At 73.6% G+C, this 17,940-nt stretch carries 16 protein-coding genes; 9 read left to right on the top strand and 7 right to left on the bottom strand.

From position 1 onward, the window contains the following. Positions 1-14 precede the first annotated feature (14 nt). Positions 15-479 carry a GNAT family N-acetyltransferase gene (locus AMK11_RS16695; RefSeq protein WP_073727782.1) on the top strand — a complete coding sequence of 155 codons (465 nt, stop codon included), beginning with the start codon at positions 15-17 and terminating at the stop codon, positions 477-479. Here AMK11_RS16695 and AMK11_RS16690 read toward each other — a convergent pair. The 4 genes from AMK11_RS16690 to AMK11_RS16675 form a co-directional block, all read right to left on the bottom strand. Continuing rightward, entirely contained in the window at positions 447-1,061 is a 615-nt protein-coding gene (locus AMK11_RS16690; RefSeq protein ID WP_073727780.1) for an O-methyltransferase, read from the bottom strand. The genes AMK11_RS16695 and AMK11_RS16690 overlap by 33 nt on opposite strands. Further along, positions 1,061-1,633 carry a chloramphenicol phosphotransferase CPT family protein gene (locus tag AMK11_RS16685; protein WP_073727778.1) on the bottom strand — a complete coding sequence of 191 codons (573 nt, stop codon included), beginning with the start codon at positions 1,631-1,633 and terminating at the stop codon, positions 1,061-1,063. The genes AMK11_RS16690 and AMK11_RS16685 overlap by 1 nt, the downstream gene beginning before the upstream one ends. 33 nt (positions 1,634-1,666) lie before the next feature. Continuing rightward, complete coding sequence (locus tag AMK11_RS16680) at positions 1,667-2,698, bottom strand: DUF6215 domain-containing protein (RefSeq protein WP_073727776.1); 1,032 nt, start codon at positions 2,696-2,698, stop codon at positions 1,667-1,669. Positions 2,699-2,788: 90 nt separating this feature from the next. Continuing rightward, positions 2,789-3,724 (bottom strand): SDR family oxidoreductase, encoded by a 936-nt coding sequence (locus tag AMK11_RS16675; protein ID WP_073727774.1) that lies wholly within the window; start codon positions 3,722-3,724, stop codon positions 2,789-2,791. Between the two features lie 190 nt (positions 3,725-3,914). Between AMK11_RS16675 and AMK11_RS16670 the strand changes: the two genes are divergently transcribed. The 5 genes from AMK11_RS16670 (at position 3,915) to AMK11_RS16650 (ending at position 11,380) form a co-directional block, all read left to right on the top strand. Beyond that, positions 3,915-4,763, top strand: coding sequence for a helix-turn-helix transcriptional regulator (locus tag AMK11_RS16670; RefSeq protein ID WP_073727772.1), 849 nt, complete (start codon positions 3,915-3,917; stop codon positions 4,761-4,763). A gap of 182 nt (positions 4,764-4,945) precedes the next feature. After that, the gene (gene lanKC, locus AMK11_RS16665) at positions 4,946-7,528 is read left to right on the top strand and encodes a class III lanthionine synthetase LanKC (RefSeq protein ID WP_073727770.1); all 2,583 of its coding nucleotides are present in this window, start codon (positions 4,946-4,948) and stop codon (positions 7,526-7,528) included. A gap of 57 nt (positions 7,529-7,585) precedes the next feature. Next, positions 7,586-7,714: a mycelium formation morphogenetic lantipeptide SapB gene (ramS, locus tag AMK11_RS16660; protein ID WP_018849360.1), complete on the top strand. Its 129-nt coding sequence runs from the start codon at positions 7,586-7,588 to the stop codon at positions 7,712-7,714. A 91-nt stretch (positions 7,715-7,805) separates the two neighbouring features. Beyond that, a complete protein-coding gene (locus AMK11_RS16655; RefSeq protein ID WP_073727768.1) occupies positions 7,806-9,587 on the top strand; it encodes an ABC transporter transmembrane domain-containing protein in 1,782 nt (593 codons plus the stop codon). Next, the gene (locus tag AMK11_RS16650) at positions 9,584-11,380 is read left to right on the top strand and encodes an ATP-binding cassette domain-containing protein (RefSeq protein ID WP_073727766.1); all 1,797 of its coding nucleotides are present in this window, start codon (positions 9,584-9,586) and stop codon (positions 11,378-11,380) included. Before AMK11_RS16655 ends, AMK11_RS16650 begins: the two co-directional genes overlap by 4 nt. 35 nt (positions 11,381-11,415) lie before the next feature. Here AMK11_RS16650 and AMK11_RS16645 read toward each other — a convergent pair whose 3' ends face one another. Together AMK11_RS16645 and AMK11_RS16640 are read right to left on the bottom strand one after the other, a co-directional pair. Next, positions 11,416-12,015: a response regulator transcription factor gene (locus AMK11_RS16645; RefSeq protein ID WP_073727983.1), complete on the bottom strand. Its 600-nt coding sequence runs from the start codon at positions 12,013-12,015 to the stop codon at positions 11,416-11,418. 411 nt (positions 12,016-12,426) lie between these two features. Next, positions 12,427-12,963 (bottom strand): hypothetical protein, encoded by a 537-nt coding sequence (locus AMK11_RS16640; protein ID WP_073727764.1) that lies wholly within the window; start codon positions 12,961-12,963, stop codon positions 12,427-12,429. Positions 12,964-13,253: 290 nt separating this feature from the next. Here AMK11_RS16640 and AMK11_RS16635 point away from each other — a divergent pair, with 290 nt between their 5' ends. The 3 genes from AMK11_RS16635 to AMK11_RS16625 are packed head-to-tail and all read left to right on the top strand — an operon-like array spanning position 13,254 to position 16,869. Then, the gene (locus tag AMK11_RS16635) at positions 13,254-14,744 is read left to right on the top strand and encodes a uracil-xanthine permease family protein (protein ID WP_241846994.1); all 1,491 of its coding nucleotides are present in this window, start codon (positions 13,254-13,256) and stop codon (positions 14,742-14,744) included. Beyond that, positions 14,741-16,162, top strand: a complete 1,422-nt coding sequence (locus tag AMK11_RS16630) for an amidohydrolase family protein (RefSeq protein ID WP_073727762.1) — start codon at positions 14,741-14,743, stop codon at positions 16,160-16,162. The genes AMK11_RS16635 and AMK11_RS16630 overlap by 4 nt, the downstream gene beginning before the upstream one ends. Then, the gene (locus tag AMK11_RS16625; protein WP_073727760.1) at positions 16,159-16,869 is read left to right on the top strand and encodes a sulfite exporter TauE/SafE family protein; all 711 of its coding nucleotides are present in this window, start codon (positions 16,159-16,161) and stop codon (positions 16,867-16,869) included. The genes AMK11_RS16630 and AMK11_RS16625 overlap by 4 nt, the downstream gene beginning before the upstream one ends. Before the next feature lie 20 nt (positions 16,870-16,889). On the opposite strand, the gene AMK11_RS16620 is transcribed toward AMK11_RS16625, so the two are convergent. Further along, positions 16,890-17,930: a LacI family DNA-binding transcriptional regulator gene (locus tag AMK11_RS16620; protein ID WP_073727758.1), complete on the bottom strand. Its 1,041-nt coding sequence runs from the start codon at positions 17,928-17,930 to the stop codon at positions 16,890-16,892. Positions 17,931-17,940 lie beyond the last annotated feature (10 nt).

Here is a 17,940-nt window from a genome sequence, read left to right as displayed (position 1 = left end):
GCGAAACTGAGCGGATGAACGTCAGACTCGCCGAAGCACAAGACGTCCCGGGTTTCCTCGCGTTGGCGGGGCAGGTCGAGCACTGGTTCGGTCCGATGGTCGGTGAGGCGGGCTTCCACGCGGCGGTGCGGGACCACATCCGCCGGTCGGAGGCGCTCGTGGCCGGCCCCGCCGGTTCGCCCCTGCTCGGCGCCATGCTGTTCGGCCCGACGGCACCGGCCTACCACGTGCACTGGCTCGTCGTGTCCGAGCAGGCGCGCGGCACGGGCGTCGGCCGCGCGCTCATGGCAGACGCGATGCGCCGGTGGGTGCGCGGCCCCGGCACGGTCGAGGTGGTCACCTTCGGCAGCGACCACCCCGGAGCACAGGTGAGCGGCGCGCGCGTCTTCTACGAGCGTCTCGGCTTCGTCCCCGGCGAGGCCGCCGACCCGGGGCCCGAGGGCGGTTCACGGCAGGTCTTCCGCCGCACGGTCGCCTGAGGCACCGAGCAGGTACGGGCGGCGCGCCGCGACCACCGCGGAAGTGAACGGTGTGGTGAGTACTTCGGTGGCCCGCAGCGCTGGATGAGCGAGATAGAACAGGCGGAGCTCGTCCACTTCGCCACGGAAGCGGGGCGGCCAGTGGGACGAGGGCGTGAAGTCGTCCAGGATCAGGAGGCCCCCCGGAGCGAGCAGTCCGACGACGCCCTCGGGGTCGTCGAGCTTGCCTCCGCCGTCGCAGAAGAAGACGTCGAAGGGGGCGTGCCGTTCGAGCAGCCGCCAGTCCCCGGTGAGAACGCTGACGCGGTCGTCGTCCGCGAAGACACCGGCCGCCCGACGCGCCGGCTCCTCGTCACGCTCGACGGTGACCAGTCGGGCACCGGCGCCCAGGCCACTGTGCAGCCAGGCGGTCCCCACTCCGAAGCCGGTGCCGCTCTCGGCGACGACACCGTGCGGCTTCGCGGCAGCAGCCAGGCCGAGCAGTTCGCCTTCTTCCGGGATGCAGCTCTGCTCGAACCCCGCCTCGGCAGCGGCACGCCGCGCTGCTGCCACGCGGGGCGGAACCGCACGTCCTTGCGTCATCAGGATCTCCGGCGCCGGCTCGGCAGACAGCGTTCGCGCAGGCGGGTGAAGGCGGTGGGGGTGGGGCGCCGGGGAAGGAAATCCTTGATCTGCTCGGCGCATGCCCGTGGGGTCGCCGTGCCGGTGTCGCATTCCATGTCGTAATCGCCGTGCGCGTGCACCAGGTCGTACTGGAGCTCCGCGAGACCCGTGGGCCGGTCGCCCCGGGCCAGCTCGCGGCGGACCAGTTCGTCGAGCGGGCAGCGGACACCGACGAACAGGACGTCCTGGGGGCGTAGCACGGTGAGGCAGTCGAGCAGGCGCCACGGCTCACTGAGGACGTGGTCGACCACGATGTTGTTGCCCACCTCGGCCATGGCCGCGATCGAGCGGTGAAAGCCCTGCCTGGTGCGCCGCAGGGCGGCGTCGAGCTCCTCGGGGCCGAGGGCTCGCTTGGTGCGCATCGAGTTGAAGCTGTCCACTGCGAGGTGGAAGTAGACACCGTCGTCCAGGACGTCGAGCAGTTCCCGGGCGATGCTCGACTTCCCGGAGCTGGAAGTGCCGTTGAGGAAGATGACCTGTCCGGACGCCATGCGCCTCACGATCTCATGGTGGCGCGCGGCGGTTCAGGCGGCCGGTCCGGAAACCGCCGGGAGGACCTTCTCGGCGATGTCGATGAGCACGCCGTCCTCCGGGGGGACTCCGGATGTGCTCCAGACGGTGATGTCGAAGCAGCCTCCCCGGTCCTTCCGGTCGAGGGCCACCGACAGGGTCCTGGCCAGGGGCCCTTGTTCCACCGGACCGCTCGATCCGCCGCTTCCGAGGTCGAGGGTGATCTTCATGGTGTGGTCCGAGGAGAGGACCGCGGGCCGGCCGATGACCTCGAGCGCCTCGTGGTCCTTCTCGCCGCCGATCTCCAGCAGCCTCACGTACTGGGCGATCGACAGGTCGTTGTAGGTGGCCGAGACGTTGACGGTGTACGTGTCGAAGGTGACCTCTGCCTCCGGCCGGGCGACCTTTCCGTCCGTCAGGGGCGCGGTGCCGCTGCTGCCGGACGCCGCGGTCGCGATCTCCGAGGGGATTCCGAGGAGCGGGGCCAGGCCGGGCCGATTGAGCGCCTCGCACAGTTCGTCACCGGTCACGGCCTCGGGCGTCTCCCGGTAGGCCTTCGGCAGTTCCTCGTCCGCACTCGGACACGAGACGGCCCGGGACGTGCCGTCGTCGGAGGAGGGCAGCATCCTGGGGCCCGCCCACAGCGCGCCCCCGAGCGCCGCGAACAGGGCCACGGCCAGGACGGCCTGGCCCCACGCATTGGGTTCCTTCTCGGCGACTGCGGGGGCGGGACGCGCCACGGGTGCGGCCTGCCCCTGCGGCTGGGTCCGGTCCGGAGCACCGGCCGGGACCTGGACGGCGGGATCGGCCGTCGTGCCGTCCGCCCGGGACGCCGGGCCCGGTCCCCGGCGTGCGCGCAGCGCGCGGACCACCCGGCGGACGCGTACCGCGGTGAACACGAGGAACACCACCGCGAGACCGGCGAGCACCCGCTCGTCGTCGCGGAAGGCGAGATACATGAGGCGTACGCCGAGAACTGCCCCGACCACGATGAGCAGCGGCTCGCGGACCCAGAAGGGCAGAAGACGCAGAAGGAAACCCAGCACCTGGTGATATGACCAGGTCAAGATCGCGCCCGCTATGACGGAAGCCACAGTTCCGGAAACGGGTGTGATCTCGGTGAACGAGAGGATCAGTCAGTGGCGAATGCCGACGAGCCCCTCGGACAGCCGCCAGACGCGCTGCGCGTCCTCCGTACTGCGCAGGCGGCTGTAGGGCTTGTGCTCCGCCGGAGGGCCACCCATCTGTCCGGGCCCGCCGGGACCGTAGAACGCACCGCCCGTGGCGTCCGGAGAGGTGGCGGCATGGAGCGCGGGCAGCTGTGCCGTACGCACCGTTCCGACGACGATGCCGCGGGCGGACAGGGCACGGATCAGGCGTACGCCCGCCGTGTCCTTGGCGCGGCCGACCTCGGGGCGGGCGGCGAGGAGGCTCGTCGGTGCGACTCCCGGGTGGGAGAGGTTGCTCGTGATGCCCCAGCCCGCCGCTCTGCTGCGCCGGTCGAGTTCGAGTCCGAAGAGACCGAGGGCGATCTTCGACTGGCTGTAGGCGCGCATGCCGTTGTAGGAACGCTCCCAGTTCAGGTCGTCCCAGTTGATGGCGCCCCGCCTCGCCGCGACGCTGATCTGGGAGGTCACACGCGCCTTGCCGGCGCGCAGCAGCGGCAGCAGGTGGTTGACCAGGGCGAAGTGGCCCAGATGGTTGGTGCCGAATTGCAGTTCGAAGCCGTCGGACGTCGTCCGCCGGTCGGGCGGGGTCATGACGCCGGCGTTGTTGACGAGGATGTGAACGGGGCGGCCCTCGACCAGGAGGTTCCTGCCCAGTTCCTCGACGGAGGCGAGGGAGGAGAGGTCCAGGGCGTGCAGCGACACCTTCGCGCCGGGGGCCCGCTCGCGGATCCTGGCTGCCGCTCCCTCGCCCTTGCTCGGATTGCGGACCGGCATGACGACCTCCGCGCCGGCTGCGGCCAGGCGCATCGCGATGCCGAGCCCGATCCCGTCACTCGCACCGGTGACGACGGCGCGCTTCCCGGTCAGGTCGGGAACGGTGATGTCGAAGTCCTGGCGTGTCATGGGCGCACTCCCTGACGGTGTCGAACGGTGGCGTCGTTCCCAGGGTGATCCCGGCGGCCGGGGCTATCCAGGGACTGTCGATCCCCTGACAGGGGTGGCCGGGCGCGCTGCCGGAGAGGGGGATCGAAGATCCGTGGATAAGCGCGCATGCGCGCGCTAGAAAGGGATCAGTACGAGAGGGAGAAAACGTATGGAGATCGACCGGGCCGGGCTCGCGGCGTTCCTGCGACGCCGCCGGGAGCTTCTGCAGCCCGAGGACGTCGGCCTCCCGCGCGGCAGGCGGCGCAGAACCAGCGGGCTGCGCCGCGAGGAGGTCGCCGAGCTCTGCCACATGTCGACCGACTACTACTCCCGGCTGGAACGCGAGCGCGGTCCGCAGCCGTCCGAACCGATGATCGCCTCGATCGCGCAGGGGCTGCACCTCTCCCTCGACGAGCGGGACCATCTGTTCCGTCTCGCCGGGCACGCCCCGCCCGTCCGGGGCACCGGCACCTTCAGCGAGCACATCGGCCCTGGGCTGCTGCGCGTGCTCGACCGGCTGGGCGACACGCCCGCGGAGATCGTCACCGAACTCGGTGAGACGCTGCGCCAGACCCCGCTGGGCGTCGCCCTCACCGGGGACACGACCCGCCACACCGGCCCGGCGCGCAGCGTCGGCTACCGCTGGTTCACCGACCCGGGCACCCGCGAGCTGTACGCGCCGGCGGATCACGCGTTCCTCTCGCGGATGTTCACGTCGGGCCTGCGCGAAGTGGTCACGCTTCGGGGCCCCGGATCCAGAGCCGCCCGTTACGCCGAGCTGCTCCTCGACCAGAGCGCCGAGTTCCGCGGCCTGTGGGACCGGCACGAGGTCGGTGTCCGCCCCAGGCACGTGAAACGCTTCGTCCACCCGGAGGCCGGCACCCTGGAACTGAACTGCCAGACCCTCCTCGACCCGGAGCAGTCACACCGCCTGGTCGTCTACACCGCGGCCCCGGGCAGCGAGAGCCACGACCGGCTGCGCCTCCTCGCGGTGATCGGCCCGCCGGCCCTGCGCTGACCCGCTGCGGCGGAAGGACCGGGACACTCGTGGCAATGCGCCCGCACGCACGAACGGAACCCGAACGTACGTGCAGTTACCTGTGAGTTCCGCACGCCGGACAGGTGACAGCTGTGACTGTCCCCGGCGAGGCGGCCCGTGACAGCGTCTTACCCGGCACCGACCCGGTGGAGGGAGAAGGCGTGAACAAGGGCTACGCCGTTTACTGCGACGCAGACCCGCACTTCTACGACGCGCCGCACCGTGCCACTCCCGGCACGGCGACCGCCGGCACCCGGTACGCGGTGGCCGGCCTGCCGGTGCCGCCGGGATGGCGGCGCACCGAGATCGGCGACTGGCTCGCACTGCGCCCCGTGGACGCCGAACTGCCGGCGCAGGGCTGGAAGCTCCATGTGTCCGCCTGCCTGGACAACGCCGAGTCCGTGCTGGCGCGAGTACGGGAGTACTGCCTCGACCGCGGCATCGCGTTCAAGTTCGTGCCGAGCCGCTACCTGCTGCACCAGCGCAACGCCAAGTACGCGGACCGGTCGGGCAGCGGGAAGTTCGTCACGGTGTACCCGGCGGACGAAAAACGGTTCGAGCGGGTCGTGGGCGAGCTGGCCGCCTTGCTGGACGGCGAGGCCGGGCCGCACATCCTCAGCGACCTGAGGATCGGCCGGGGGCCGGTGCACGTGCGCTACGGCAGCTTCACCCGCCGCGACTGCTACGACGATCAGGGAGAACTGCGGCCGGCCATCGCCGATCCCTCCGGTGAGCTGGTGCCCGACGTCCGCGGACCGGTGTTCCGCGTGCCCGACTGGGTGCGTGTCCCCGCCTTCCTGAAACCGCACCTCGACGCGCGGGCGACGGCCACGATGGCCGGCGTCCCGTACACCGTCGAGTCGGCGATCCACTTCTCGAACGGCGGTGGTGTCTACCGGGCCCGGGACACCCGCACCGGCGAGGCAGTCGTCCTGAAGGAGGCCCGTCCGTACGCCGGGCTGGCGGCGGACGGCGCGGACGCGGTGGCACGACTGGACCGCGAGCAGCGGGCGCTCGAGCGGTTGTCGGGGCTGGACTGCACGCCCGAGGTGCGGGACCGATTCGCCGTGGGCGAGCACCATTTCCTGGTTCTGGAGTACCTGGACGGCAAGCCTCTCAACACCTTCTTCGCCCGGCGCCATCCGCTCATCGAGGCGGACCCGGACGACCGGCGGCTGGCCGAGTACACCGAGTGGGCACTCGACGTGCACGCCCAGGTGGAGCGGGCCGTCTCGCACGTGCATGCCCGGGGCGTCGTCTTCAACGACCTGCACCTGTTCAACATCATGGTCCGCGACGACGGACGGGTGGCCCTGCTCGACTTCGAAGCCGCGCACCACGTCGACGAGCCGGGCCGCCAGACGGTCGCCCACCCCGGGTTCGTGGCTCCTCCGGGCCGGCGGGGCACCGCCGTGGACCGGTACGCGCTGGCCTGTCTGCGCCTGGCCCTCTTCCTGCCCCTCACGAGCCTGCTGGCCCTGGACCGGCGGAAGGCGGAGCACCTCGCGGATCTGGTCGCGCGGCAGTTCCCCGTGGAGCGCGCGTTCCTGGACGCGGCGGTCGACGAGATCACCGGCGCGTCCGGCGCGTCGCCGGCCGCCCGCCTTACGGGGCGTCGGTTCGTCCCCGTGCCGCCCGGTGACTGGCCCCACAGCCGGGACTCGATGACGGCGGCCATCCGCGCGTCGGCCACGCCCGCGCGCGACGACCGTCTCCACCCGGGGGACGTCGCCCAGTTCGCCACCGCGGGCGGCGGGCTCTCGTTCGGTCACGGAGCGGCCGGCGTGTTGTACGCCCTGGCCGAGAGCGGGGCGGAGCGCGACGAGAACGCGGAGCAGTGGCTGCTCGACCGGACGAAGGAGCCGCCCTCGGGGATGTCGCTCGGCTTCCACGACGGGATCGCCGGCACCGCATGGGTCCTGGACCGTCTCGGCCACCGGGCGAGGTCGCTGGAGCTCGCACGGCTCCTGGTCGAGCAGTCGCCCGACCGTCTCTCCACCGACCTGCACAGCGGGACGGCCGGGATCGGACTGGCGCTGGACTCCCTGGCCGACCGCACCGGCGACACCGCCCTGCGCGACGCGGCGACGCGGTGCGTAGAACTCAGCGCCCGCCGCCCGGCGGACGACGCACCGGGCCGCCGGAGCCGGGCCGGGCTGCTGTACGGCGCGACGGGCAGCGCCCTGCTGTTCCTGCGCCGGTACGAGCGCACGGGCGACGCCGGCCTGCTCGATCTCGCGCGCGACGCTCTGCGCCGGGACCTCTCGCACTGCGTGCGCGGCGCGGGAGGAGCCCTCCAGGTGGACGAGGGCTGGCGCACCATGCCGTATCTCGGCGCCGGGAGCGTGGGCATCGGCATGGTGCTCGACGACTACCTCGCGCACCGCGCCGACGAGCGGTTCGAGCGGGCGCGGGACGAGATCGTCCGCGCGGCGCAGGCCATGTTCTACGCCCAGCCGGGACTGTACCGGGGGGTGGCGGGCATGGTGCTTTTCCTGGGGCGCACGACCGCCACCGGACCAGGGACCGGCCCCGCGGCGGTCCGGCGGCAGGTCGACGCGCTGGCCTGGCACGCCATGTCATACCGCGACCACCTCGCCTTCCCCGGCGAGCAGATGATGCGCCTGTCCATGGACCTGTCCACCGGCACGGCCGGGTGTCTGCTGGCCGTCGCCTCCGTCCACGGCGACCGGCCCGCCGGTCTGCCGTTCCTCCCACCGCCGCGGGACCAGCGGCGCCCATGAGCCGGCCCCGCCGGGGCCGTGGAGAGAACACCCGTTGTCGTACGGAAGGAAGAGCACATGAACCTGTTCGAGCTGCAGTCGCTGGAGACCCCGAAGGAAGAGGCCATGGGCGACGTGGAGACCGGCAGCCGCGCGAGCCTGCTGCTCTGCGGCGACAGCAGCCTCAGCGTGACGACGTGTAACTGACGTCGTCCGGACCAGCTGACACGGTGGGCGCGGCACGCCGCGCTCACCGTGTCGCGCCTCGTGCGGCGCCGACCAGGAGAGGGGCAGACCGGTGGGAAGCGCTCCGGTACCGGGCCGTTCGCGTCCGGAGGACGAGTCGCCCGGCACCGATCCGGGACGCGTGCCGGAGCTGCTGGTACTGGGATGCTCGGTGGCCGCGGCCGCCGCCGCCGTCGCCCAGCCCCTCGTCCTCGGCCGCACCCTCGACCTGCTGCTGGGCGGGGGCGACGCCGGTCCCTGGATCGCGGCGAGCGTCGCACTGCTCGTCGGCGAGATCCTGCTCGACTGTCTCACCGCGTTCCTGACCGGCCGGTGCACCGCCGACTGGACCGCCGCCATCCGCTCCCGCGCACTGCGCGGGCTCCTGCACGCCGTGCCGGACACGGTCCGCACGCACCCTCCCGGGGACGTCGCGACCCGGCTCACCCTCAACGCCTCGGACGCGGGAGCCGCACCGGCGGCCGGGGCGGCTCTTGCGGCCTCACTCGTCACACCGGCCGGCGCCCTGGTCGCGCTGGCCGTCGTCGATGTGTGGGTCGCCGTCTGCGTCCTCGTCGGGTTGCCGGCCCTGGCTCTGTTGCTGAGGGCGTTCGCGCGGGACACCGGGGTGTCGGTCGGGGCCTACCAGCGGGTGCAGTCGGACATCGCTTCCCGGCTGCTGGAGGCCGTCGAGGGCGCGGAGACCATCGCCGCCGCGGGCACCGCCGCCCGTGAACGCGACCGCGTGCTGCGCCCGCTGACCGAACTGGGTGCGCTCGGCGAGCGCATGTGGAGACTGCACGGGCGGGCGCTGGCCACCGGTGGTGTCCTCGTTCCGCTGCTGACCGTGGCCGCCACCGCCGTGGGCGGCCTCCGGCTCGGCGCGGGCGCGCTCAGTGCCGGCGACCTGCTGGCGGTGATCCGGTACGCCCAACTGGCCGCGGGGATCGGCGGCGCGGCCACGCTGGTCGGCGCGGTGGCCCGGGGCCGCTCGGCGCGGGAACGCACCCGGACCCTGGAGGAGCTGCCCGCTCTCTCCTACGGAACCCGCACGCTGCGCCCGGGAGGGCCCGGGACGCTGGAGTTGCGCGGGGTACGGGTGTCACGAGGCGGTGCGGAAGTCCTGCGGGCGGACCGGGTGACGGTGCCGGGCGGCCGCACCGCCGCGGTCGTCGGCCGCAGCGGCTCCGGCAAGTCGGTCCTGGCCGCGGTGGCCGGCCGGCTGACCGATCCCGACCGGGGGCGGGTCCTGCTGGACGGCACGCCTCTCGACGCGCTGACCCGGCCGAGTCTCCGCGCCGAGGTGGGCTTCGCCTTCGCCCGTCCGGAACTGGGCGACCGCACCGTCGCGGAGGCCGTGGCCGCCGGCCCTCGCGCCGTCTCCCCCGACCAGGTCCGGTCGGCCGTCCGCCTCGCCGGTGCCGACGCCTTCGTCGACCGGCTGCCGCAGGGGTACGACACACCGCTCGCCGAGGCGCCGCTGTCCGGCGGGGAGTACCAGCGCCTGGGGCTGGCGCGGGCGTTCGCGCACGCGGGCCGGGTGCTGGTCATGGACGACGCCACCTCCAGCCTCGACACCGCCACGGAGCACGCGGTGGAACGGGCTCAGCGGCGCTCCCCCTCCGTCGTCACCCGCCTGGTGGTCACGCACCGCCCGTCGGTGGCGGCACGGGCGGATCTGGTGATCTGGCTGGAGGACGGAGCGGTCCGGGCGGTCGGCCCCCATCGGCTGTTGTGGCGGGAAGCCGCCTACCGGGCGGTGTTCGGCGCGCGGGAGGAAGGCGGCGGAGCGTCCACCGGCGAAGGGACCGCTCAGGGGCGGGCCGGCGCCTTGGACAGGGAGGCACGGCCGTGACGCCCGCCGAGGAACGGGAGGACACGGCGGACTCCCGCCGCGGCCCGGGAGCCGAGCACCGGCTCGGGCCGTCCGCCCGTCGTTTCCTCGCCGGACGCAAGGGCGTGCTCGCGCGGCTCGCGGCGTGGTCGGTGGCGGAGTCGGTGCAGACCTTCCTGGTCGGCTACGGCGTGGCGCAGGCCCTCGACCGCGGATTCCTCGCCGGTGACACCGCCGTGGGCCTCGGCTGGCTGGCGGTCGCCGCCTGTGCGGTGGTGCTGGGAGCCCCGGTGATCAGAGGGGTCTTCGCCGGGCTGGCCGGGCTGACGGAACCGCTGCGGGACCGTCTCGTGCGCCGCGCGGTGGACCGGTCGCTGGCCCGCGCCCTGTCCCGGCCCGGGGGCGGGGACCGCGCGGCCGTCTCACGGCTCACCAACCAGGTGGAGATGGTGCGGGACAGCTTCGCCGGTCTCGTGCTCACTCTGCGCTCCTTCGTCTTCACGGCGGCCGGGGCACTGGCCGGACTGCTCTCGTTGCACCCGGCTCTCGTCCTGGTCGTCCTGCCACCGCTGGCCGGGGGCGTGGCCCTGTTCCTGCTGACGCTGCGTCCGATGGCGGCGGCCCAGCGTCGGGCCCTCGCCGCGGACGAGGCGCTGGGCGACCACGCCGCGCGCGTCCGGAAGGGGCTGCGCGACGTCACCGCGTGCGGAATCCTGCCGGAGACGTCACGGGACGGGGAACGCCTCGTCGCACATGCCGCGGCGACCTCCCGTGTGCTCGCCCGCTGGGCCGCGGTACGGGCCCTGGCGCTCGGGGCCTCGGCCCAGCTGCCCGTGCTGCTCCTGCTGGTGACCGTGCCGTGGCTGCGCGCGCGGGGCGTCACCACGGGCGCTCTGCTGGGGGCGTTCACCTACCTCGCGCAGGCGCTGCTGCCCGCGGTGCACTCCCTGGTGACCGCCATCGGCGCGGCGGGGAGCAGGCTGCTCGTCGTCCTCGAACGGTTCACCGGCCCCGAGGCGAGCCCGCCCGTCGTCGCCGTGCCCCCGCTCGGGCGGCGGCCGGGCCTCCCTCTCCCTCCGGCTCCGGCACGGTCGCGGGCGGCCGCCGCGGTGGAGCTGTGCTCGGTGACCGTACGGTACGGCGCTCGGGCGGAGCCGGTCCTCGACGCGCTGGACCTGCGTGTGGAGGAGGGCGAGCACGTGGCCGTCGTCGGCCCCAGCGGCATCGGCAAGTCGACCCTCACCCGGCTGGTCGCCGGCCTGTGCGTGCCGCAGACCGGTACCGTGCGGGTCGCGGGCCGGGAGGTCACCGGCCGCCCTCCGGCGGAACTCCGCGCGCTGCGGGTCCTGGCCCCCCAGCAGGCGTACGTGTTCACCGGGACGGTCCGCGACAACCTGACGTACCTGCGGCCCGGCGCCTGTCGGGCCGACATCGAGGCCGCCGCCCTGGACCTCGGCGCGGCGCCCCTCGTCGAGCGGCTGGGCGGGCTCGACGCGGGGCTGCGGCCCGACGAGCTGTCGCAGGGCGAGCGTCAGCTGATCGTCCTGGCGCGCGCGTATCTGTCCACGGCCCGGCTGCTCCTGCTCGACGAGGCGACCTGCCACCTGGACGCCGCGTCGGAGGAGCGCGCCGAGCAGGCGCTCGCACGACGCCCGGGAACGCTGCTCGTCGTGGCCCACCGTATGTCCTCGGCGGTCCGGGCCGACCGGGTCCTCCTCCTGGACGGCGTCCGGGCGGCGTTCGGCACGCACGAGGAACTGCTCGGACGCTCCCCCCTCTACCGCGATCTGGTGGGGCACTGGAGCCGCACCTGAGCGTGCGGGGGGGTACTCGTCCGCCCCGCCCACCGTCACAACCAGCCGGCGCTCTGGACGATGCGGATCGCGTCCACGCGGTTGCGTGCCCCGACCTTCCGGATCGCGCCCGCCAGGTAGTTGCGGACGGTTCCCCGGGACAGGTGCAGGCCGACGGCGATCTCGGCGACGGACGAGCCCCGTGCGGCCTCGGCCAGGACGCTCAGTTCGCGGGCCGTCAGCGGCATCTGCGACGCCCGCAGCAACGCGACCGTGAGCCGCTCGTCGAGGAAGCGTTCCCCCTTGGCCACCGTGTGCACGGCGTCGACCAGCCGCCGCGCGGACGCGTCCTTGTCCACGAAGCCGAGCACTCCCGCGTCGAAGGCCCTGCGCAGCACCCCCGGCCGCTCGGGCGCGGCGAGGACGACGAGGCGCGCCCCGCACCGGTCCCAGAAGGAGGCGCGGGCGACTTCCTCCCGCGGCCCCTCCAGACAGTCCCCGTCGACCACGCAGACGTCCACGGGTAAGTCGTGGTCGTCCGGTTCGTCGCCGCGGGCCGGCATGGACGACACCTCGAGTCCGTCGGCGGACCGCAGCAACTGCACCAACGCCGACCGCAGCAGCGTGGCGTCGTGCACCACGAGAACACGGACCATGTACAACCCCCTGCCTTCCCCGGCTGCCCCTGCGGACCACCGGGCTCGTCCCCCAGTCCCCCAGCCGTCTGCCCCTGGGCACCGCCCGAGAAGCACGGAGTCTGTCGCGTCGGGGCCGAAGCGATGCCAACGCGCCGTTCCCGGCGCCCGGGAGGCGGCTCCGGGCGACGCGGGATCCGGCCGGAACACGTCCGTGGCACACCAGGCTGTCCCGGCGCGTCCGACGGGCGGGGTGCGCCTTAGCTGCTCCGGTCGGATGCCGTGGCGGCGGGTGCCCGGCGGGCGGGGCGGCGCTGTGCGCCGGGCCGTTGTTACCGGAGCGTCACAGACTCAAAACAGGCGAAGTGAATGTGGCTCGAATGGCCCGCCCGCTCCGGCTCGCGGGGGGGGTGCGCCGGTATGGCCGCCGTGTCACTCGATCAGCGCGTCCGCGGCGATGACCACGAGCCCGATCAGCATGTCCGCGACTCCTGCCCGGCAGGAGGCCGGCCAGCCGAGCCCGGCGGTGCGGGCCGCCGAGACCCCCAGGCCGAACAGGGCGACGGTGTTGAACAGCAGGGCCACTTCGGCGGCCGTGTCCTCGCTCCACCACTGAGCCTCGGCGCCGAGCAGGAGCAGCACGGTGGGCAGTACGGCGGCGACCAGCGGCCACTCGGCGAGCACCGCCCGCGTCCTGCCGTGCCTCGCCGCTCCTTCCGTGGCGGCACGCTGGGCGATGACGTGCGCGTACCCGTGGGCGGCGCCCGCGGCCAGCGCGGTCAGGAGTACCCACAGCGCGTCCTGTCCGGGATCGGCCTCCTCACCCGGCACATCCAGCGCGGCCACCAGTGCGCTGGCCAGCACCAGGCCGTAGATGCCCCGGAACAGCCACCGTTCCGCCAGTCGAGGCCGCAGGCCGCCCCTCGGTGCGGTGGCCTCGGGAGGGAGGTGGTCGGCACGGTCGGGCATCGCATCGCCTCGGTACGGGTGGGAGCACTGGGTCGCTCCATGCTCACCCGGCTCGTCCTCGGCAGGCGTGATGCCACGCGGGCCGGACACTCACCGGTGTCCGCCGGTCGGATACCGAACGGTGGGAGGGGGCGTCGTCCGGCCGGACGGCCAGGCCCTTGACGGTGGCTGAACAGCCTTCCATACTGACGGCCAAATCGATTTGGCCAAATCGATTTGGCTCCCCGTCCGGGGCCGGATCGCGGCTGAAACCCGAGCGTTGTGCCCGTACGCCCGAACGGAGCCCGAGCGTGTCCGATCCCCGCAAGAGCCGGCCCGGAGCCGGCCAACCGCCCGTACCCGGCCAGACGACGGCCACCCAGCCGACCGGCCCGACCGTCACCGCCGACCCCACCGAAACCGATCACTCCGGCGAGGCCCGGGCCTCGGCCGGGACCGGCGCCCGGCCGGCGCCCCACCCGGTCGACGAGTCGCGTCCGCTCCTGCGGATCGTGCTCTTCGGCATCCAGCACGTCCTCGTCATGGCCGCGACCCCGATCTCGGCGATGTTCCTCATGAGCGCCACCCTCGGGCTCGGCGCCGAACTGACCGTCCAGCTGCTCTCCGCCGCCTTCGTGCTGTCCGGCGTCGGATCGCTGATCCAGTCGCTGGGGCCCTGGAAGTTCGGGCCGCGGCTGCCGTTCGTCATGCTGCCGGGCGGGGCGCCGCTCATCCTGTTCCTCTCGATCGCCGACCAGCACGGGCTGCGTACCGCCACCGGCGCGGTGATCCTGACGGCGGCGTTCTACTTCGTCGTGCTGCCGGTCTTCTCCCGGCTGCTGAGGTTCTTCCCCGCCCTGGTCATCGGCACCATGATCGTCATCGTGGGTGTCAATCTGGTGAAGGTCGGCGCGGTGCTCGTCACCGGACAACCCGGCACACCCGGCTTCGCCGACCCCTCCAACCTCGGTCTCGGCATGGCGACGATCGGGTTCACCGTCGCCTTCTACCTGGTCTTCACCGGCATCCTGCGCCAGCTCGCCGTGATGATGGGCCTGCTCGCCGGTACCGCCCTCGCCGGTGTGCTGGGGGCGATCGACGCCGGGAGCGCCGGGGGCGGCGGTCTGTTCAGCGTGCCGGAGCCGATGCCGTTCGGCTCGCCGGTCTTCAACCTCGTCGCCGCGCTGCCGCTGATGCTCTACAGCCTGGCCTCCATGGCCGAGGCCACCGGGCAGACCGTCATCAACGCCGAGGCCGTCGGCAAGGACATCGACGCGCGGACCGACGTACCCAAGACCGTCCGCGGTGACGCCTTCACCTCCCTCCTGGGCGGCTGCTTCGGGCTGCCGCTCATGGTCACCAGCGGGGAGAACATCGGCATCGTCCGCGTCACCGGCGTCCGCAGCCGGTTCGTCACCGCCGCGGCCGGGGTCGTCCTCATCGTGATCGGGTTCCTCGCGCCCGTCAGCCGCGCGATCAGCGTGATCCCGTCCGCGGTCGTCGGCGGCACCGCCATGGTCGTCTTCGCCGTCATCACCGTGCTCGGCATCCAGATGCTGGGCCGCTCCGACCTCGACAAGCACACCAGCACGTTCATCTGCGCCGTCGCCCTGGCCCTGGGGCTGCTGCCGATCCTCGTGCCCGGGGTGTACGGCGGGTTCCCTCCGAACGTCCGCATCCTCCTGGAGAGCGGCGTCGCTGTCGGCGCGTTCGTCGCCGCCGTCCTCAACATCCTCTTCCACCACATCCGTCCGGGCCTCGCGGCCCGGCTGACCGCAGCACGCACAGAAAGCGACCGATGACCCACTCCGAACGCGATCTCCTCGCCGCCCCCGGCCCGCTGCTCCTCGTACCGGACAAGCTCCTGCTCCCCGAAGGGCCCGTCGACGGCTGGTCCGTCGTGGTCCGCGACGGCCGTTTCGAGGCCGTCGGTCCGGCGGAGGAGGTGCGGCGCGCCCATCCCGGGCTGCGGGCCGTGCGGTTGCCCGGCCGGCTGCTGATGCCCGGTTTCGTCGACGCCCACCATCACCTGACGCAGAGTTTCGGCGCCGCGCTCGCCTTCGGTGAGCCGTCGGAGATCTTCCGCCGGGTCTGGGTGCCGCTGGAGGGCGCGCTGGACGAGGAGTCGGCGTACACGGCGGCCAAGCTGGCCGCGCTGGAGGCGCTGCGCGGGGGCTTCACCACCGTCGCCGACGCCGGCACCCGCGCCGGCGTGGACGTCGACGTGGTCGCCTCGGCGGCGCGCGACGCCGGGATCCGCTGCGTCCTCGGCCTCGTCTGCAACGACGCCGACGAGGCCGGCGGCGGTGACGGCTCTCCTGCCGTCCTGGAGCGGGCCGAGAAGCACCTCGCCCGTTACGACGGCGACCCGCTCGTCCACGCGTCCCTGGCCGTCTCCATCCCCGAGGCGGCCACCGAGCGGACCCTGCGGGCGACCGCCCGCCTGGCCGCCGAGGCCGGGGCCGTCGTCCAGATCCACGTCAACGAGCACCTGGCGGGCGTGGAACGCTCCCTGGTACGGCACGGGTCGCGGCCCCTGGAGCACCTGCACGCCGTCGGCGCGCTCGGCCCGCAGCTGCTCGCCGCGCACGCCACGCTCCTCACCCCCCGCGAGCTGACCCTGCTCGCCGACACGGGCACCGCCGTCAGTTACAACCCGGTGGCGAGCGCGTGGAAGGGCAACGCGGTCGCGCCCGCCACCGCGATGGCCGAGCGCGGCATCCGCTTCGGGCTCGGCACCGACGGCACCCGCGGCGACGGCTTCCGGCTCGCGGAGGCGGCCGAGTTCGCCCAGCGGCTGGCGTACGGTCTCGTCAACGGGGACTCCTCGTGCGGTGCCGGCTGGACCTGGCTGGAGCACGCCACCAGCGGTGGCGCCGACGCCGTCGGTCTCGGTGCCCGCACCGGCACCATCGCCCCGGACATGGCGGCCGACTTCCTCCTCGTCGACGTCGACACCCCGGAACTGGCGCTCTCCTGGGACCTGCCCTGGGAGCTCGTCCGGCGCGGCAACCGGGACCAGATAGCGGCCGTATTCGTCGCCGGGCGGCTGCGTCTGTGGCACGGCATGCCCGTCGACTGGGACGGTCCCGCGCTGGTGCGGCGCGCGACCGAACTCGCCCGCGCCGCCGTGGACCGGGCCGACGTGACCCGGGTGCACCCCACCTCCACGGCGGCACGCGCACTGCACGAGGCAGGGGAACGGGGCGCGGCACGGTGACGTTCGCAACACTGGCGGTGCTCGCCGTCACGGTGGCCGTGGCCGCGTTCGTCCAGGGCAGCAGCGGCCTCGGCTTCGCGCTGATCGTCGCCCCCGTGGCCGGCATCATCGATCCCCACCTGGTCCCGGTCTTCGTCCTGGCGTCGATGATCCCGCTCAACCTGTACGTCGCCTGGCGGGAACGGGCGTCGCTCGACCTGCGGGGCGCGGGCTGGATCACCGGCGCGCGGCTCGCCGCCACGCCGGCCGGGCTGGCGGTGCTCTGGCTGATCCCGGAGCGCAGCCTCGGTGTGTTCGTCGGCGTGGCCACCGTGCTCGCGGCCGTCGTGAGCCTGGCCGCGCCCGCGTTCACGCCCGGCCGGGCCGCCTATGTCGGCGCGGGCGCGGTGACCGGGCTGACCGAGACCGCGACCGGCGTCGGCGGGCCTCCGCTGGCGCTGGTCTACCAGCACCGGCCGCCCGCCGAGCTGCGCTCCACCGTCGCCGCCTGCTTCCTCGTCGGCGAAGTGGCCTCCCTGGCCCTGCTGTTCGGCACGGGGGAGGCGCAGGCCGCGGAGCTCGGCCAGGCCGTCGTACTGCTGCCGGCGATCGCCCTGGGCGCATGGCTCAGCCGTCTGGTGCACCACCGGCTGGACGCCCGCAGGACGCGCCTGTTCGTCCTGGTCTTCGCACTGGTCTCGGGGCTCGTGCTGATGCTGGGAGTGTGACGGGCCGGTACCGCCCGGGTTCAGGCCCGGGCGGTACGCAGCGACGACGCGCGGGCGATCACCCGTGGCTCGGGTGACACCGCCACCGAGGGTGCGGCGGTGTCCCCGCGCAGCCGTCCCAGCAGCAGTTCCACGGCGTCCGACGCCGCGCGGTCCAGGTGCAGGTCGACGGCCGTGAGCGGTGGTTCGCAGGTGCGGGCGCGCAGGCCGTCGTAGCGGGTGACGACCATGACATCGTCCGGTACGGCACGCCCGCTGTCGCGGATCGCCCGGACGGCGCCCACCGCGAAGGCGTCGACCAGCGCGCAGACGGCGTCGGTGCCGGGGTGCTCGGCGAGCAGGGCGGCGCAGCACTCGTACCCGGCCTGCTCACCGCCCGACTCCGGCACCCTCGTCACGACCGGCGGCCAGCCGTGCTCCTTCGCGTGCGCCTCGTAGGCGGCGACCGCCTCCACGGACGAGTGCCGGGAGCCGGCGCCCACGATCAGCGCCGGACGGACGGCGCCCTGCTCGCGCAGGTGGTCCAGGAGCAGGTCCGCGACCAGGTGGCCGCGCAGGTCGACGTACGGGGCGTCCTCCTCGGGCGACACGGGCCGGCCGAGCGCCACGTACGGCAGTCCGCGCTCGCGCAGTTGGGCGGCGGCCGCGTCCTCGACGTCCGGTTCGACCACGATGGCCCCGTCGATGTCGACGGAGTACAGCGCCGAGCCCGACTGCACGGGCGGCACGAGCACGAGTGCGTAGTCGTGGAGCAGGGCGCTCTCCGCGGCGGCGGCGGCGACCTCCATGTAGAACCCGAGCCGGGACGGCCCGCCCGCCACGGCGAACGGCATCGAGGAGGCGAGCGCGATGGCCTTCGCCTGCCCGCGCCGCAGCCGCTGCGCCCGCAGATTGGGCCGGTAACCGAGCTCCGTCGCGACCTGCCGGATGCGCTCGCGCGTGCGGGGGTCGACCTTGCCCAGCCCGTTGAGGGCGTGCGACACGGTCGTACGGGAGACCCCTGCGACGCGTGCGACGTCCGTGATCGTGGGCGGCCTCGGAACCGAGGCGGACGGAGCCATGTGGAACGGA

The sequence above is a fragment of the Streptomyces sp. CB02414 genome (assembly GCF_001905385.1).
GTDB lineage: Bacteria > Actinomycetota > Actinomycetes > Streptomycetales > Streptomycetaceae > Streptomyces.
This window is presented reverse-complemented; position numbering and strand designations above follow the sequence as displayed.

What these genes read in the sequence shown, in the direction of transcription:
- AMK11_RS16645 (WP_073727983.1), bottom strand. Translation starts at nt 12,015, where the DNA reads ATGGTCCGTGTTCTCGTGGTGCACGACGCCACGCTGCTGCGGTCGGCG.
- AMK11_RS16620 (WP_073727758.1), bottom strand. Translation starts at nt 17,930, where the DNA reads ATGGCTCCGTCCGCCTCGGTTCCGAGGCCGCCCACGATCACGGACGTC.
- AMK11_RS16640 (WP_073727764.1), bottom strand. Translation starts at nt 12,963, where the DNA reads ATGCCCGACCGTGCCGACCACCTCCCTCCCGAGGCCACCGCACCGAGG.
- AMK11_RS16690 (WP_073727780.1), bottom strand. Translation starts at nt 1,061, where the DNA reads ATGACGCAAGGACGTGCGGTTCCGCCCCGCGTGGCAGCAGCGCGGCGT.
- AMK11_RS16670 (WP_073727772.1), top strand. Translation starts at nt 3,915, where the DNA reads ATGGAGATCGACCGGGCCGGGCTCGCGGCGTTCCTGCGACGCCGCCGG.
- AMK11_RS16630 (WP_073727762.1), top strand. Translation starts at nt 14,741, where the DNA reads ATGACCCACTCCGAACGCGATCTCCTCGCCGCCCCCGGCCCGCTGCTC.
- AMK11_RS16685 (WP_073727778.1), bottom strand. Translation starts at nt 1,633, where the DNA reads ATGGCGTCCGGACAGGTCATCTTCCTCAACGGCACTTCCAGCTCCGGG.
- AMK11_RS16675 (WP_073727774.1), bottom strand. Translation starts at nt 3,724, where the DNA reads ATGACACGCCAGGACTTCGACATCACCGTTCCCGACCTGACCGGGAAG.
- AMK11_RS16695 (WP_073727782.1), top strand. Translation starts at nt 15, where the DNA reads ATGAACGTCAGACTCGCCGAAGCACAAGACGTCCCGGGTTTCCTCGCG.
- ramS (WP_018849360.1), top strand. Translation starts at nt 7,586, where the DNA reads ATGAACCTGTTCGAGCTGCAGTCGCTGGAGACCCCGAAGGAAGAGGCC.